The following is a 2,161-nucleotide window of genomic DNA, read 5'->3' on the forward strand; positions in this document are numbered from 1 at the left end:
TCGGCGTGGAACGTGATGTTGGACCGCCGGGTCGTGCTTGGCACGTTGTTGGGTATCTGAGGGTACGGCCGTAAGGCTGTTCTTCGCGATGCCGGCCCCAGTGAACTCGCCAGCTTGTCTGGTGGGGTGATGGGTGGCTGGTCGTTGTTTGAGAACTGCACAGTGGACGCGAGCATCTGTGGCCAAGTTTTTAAGGGCGCACGGTGGATGCCTTGGCACCAGGAACCGATGAAGGACGTGGGAGGCCACGATAGTCCCCGGGGAGCTGTCAACCAAGCTTTGATCCGGGGGTTTCCGAATGGGGAAACCCGGCAGTCGTCATGGGCTGTCACCCGCTGCTGAACACATAGGCAGTGTGGAGGGAACGCGGGGAAGTGAAACATCTCAGTACCCGCAGGAAGAGAAAACAACCGTGATTCCGGGAGTAGTGGCGAGCGAAACCGGATGAGGCCAAACCGTATGCGTGTGATACCCGGCAGGGGTTGCGCATGCGGGGTTGTGGGAATTCTTTTGATCGGTCTGCCGGCCGGTCGGCGAGTCAGAAACCGTTGATGTAGGCGAAGGACATGCGAAAGGTCCGGCGTAGAGGGTAAGACCCCCGTAGACGAAACATCAGCGGCTCGTTTAAGAATCACCCAAGTAGCACGGGGCCCGAGAAATCCCGTGTGAATCTGGCGGGACCACCCGCTAAGCCTAAATATTCCCTGGTGACCGATAGCGGATAGTACCGTGAGGGAATGGTGAAAAGTACCGCGGGAGCGGAGTGAAATAGTACCTGAAACCGTGTGCCTACAAGCCGTGGGAGCGTCGCTGTATGTGCTTGCACATACAGTCGTGACTGCGTGCCTTTTGAAGAATGAGCCTGCGAGTTAGCGGTGTGTAGCGAGGTTAACCCGTGTGGGGAAGCCGTAGCGAAAGCGAGTCCGAATAGGGCGATTGAGTTGCACGCTCTAGACCCGAAGCGGAGTGATCTAGCCATGGGCAGGTTGAAGCGGAGGTAAGACTTCGTGGAGGACCGAACCCACCAGGGTTGAAAACCTGGGGGATGACCTGTGGTTAGGGGTGAAAGGCCAATCAAACTCCGTGATAGCTGGTTCTCCCCGAAATGCATTTAGGTGCAGCGTCGTGTGTTTCTTGCCGGAGGTAGAGCACTGGATAGGCGATGGGCCCTACCGGGTTACTGACCTTAGCCAAACTCCGAATGCCGGTAAGTGAGAGCGCGGCAGTGAGACTGTGGGGGATAAGCTCCATGGTCGAGAGGGAAACAGCCCAGAGCATCGACTAAGGCCCCTAAGCGTACGCTAAGTGGGAAAGGATGTGGAGTCGCAGAGACAACCAGGAGGTTGGCTTAGAAGCAGCCACCCTTGAAAGAGTGCGTAATAGCTCACTGGTCAAGTGATTCCGCGCCGACAATGTAGCGGGGCTCAAGCGTACCGCCGAAGTCGTGTCATTGCAGCAATAGGGCCAACGCCCGCTGTGATGGGTAGGGGAGCGTCGTGTGCCGGGTGAAGCAGCAGCGGAAGCTAGTTGTGGACGGTTCACGAGTGAGAATGCAGGCATGAGTAGCGATACACACGTGAGAAACGTGTGCGCCGATTGACTAAGGGTTCCTGGGTCAAGCTGATCTGCCCAGGGTAAGTCGGGACCTAAGGCGAGGCCGACAGGCGTAGTCGATGGACAACCGGTTGATATTCCGGTACCCGCTTTGAAACGCCCAATATTGAATCAGGCGATGCTAAGTCCGTGAAGCCGGCCTGATCTCTTCGGAGTTGAGGGTAGTGGTGGAGCCGATGAACCAGACTTGTAGTAGGTAAGCGATGGGGTGACGCAGGAAGGTAGTCCAGCCCGGGCGGTGGTTGTCCCGGGGTAAGGGTGTAGGACGAGGGGTAGGCAAATCCGTCCCGCATTAAGGCTGAGACCTGATGCCGAGCCGATTGTGGTGAAGTGGATGATCCTATGCTGTCGAGAAAAGCCTCTAGCGAGTTTCATGGCGGCCCGTACCCTAAACCGACTCAGGTGGTCAGGTAGAGAATACCGAGGCGTTCGGGTGAACTATGGTTAAGGAACTCGGCAAAATGCCCCCGTAACTTCGGGAGAAGGGGGGCCATCACTGGTGATCGGATTTACTCCGTGAGCTGGGGGTGGCCGCAGAGACCAGCGA

Annotated in this window: 1 rRNA gene; it reads left to right on the forward strand. The window is 57.3% G+C overall.

Annotation, left to right across the window (positions count from 1 at the left end):
* Window positions 1–180: 180 nt before the first annotated feature.
* A 23S ribosomal RNA gene (locus ACFWAY_RS53570) occupies window positions 181–2,161 on the forward strand; the annotation flags it as partial.

Source organism: Rhodococcus sp. NPDC059968 (assembly GCF_042738615.1).
Lineage (GTDB): Bacteria > Actinomycetota > Actinomycetes > Mycobacteriales > Mycobacteriaceae > Rhodococcus_F.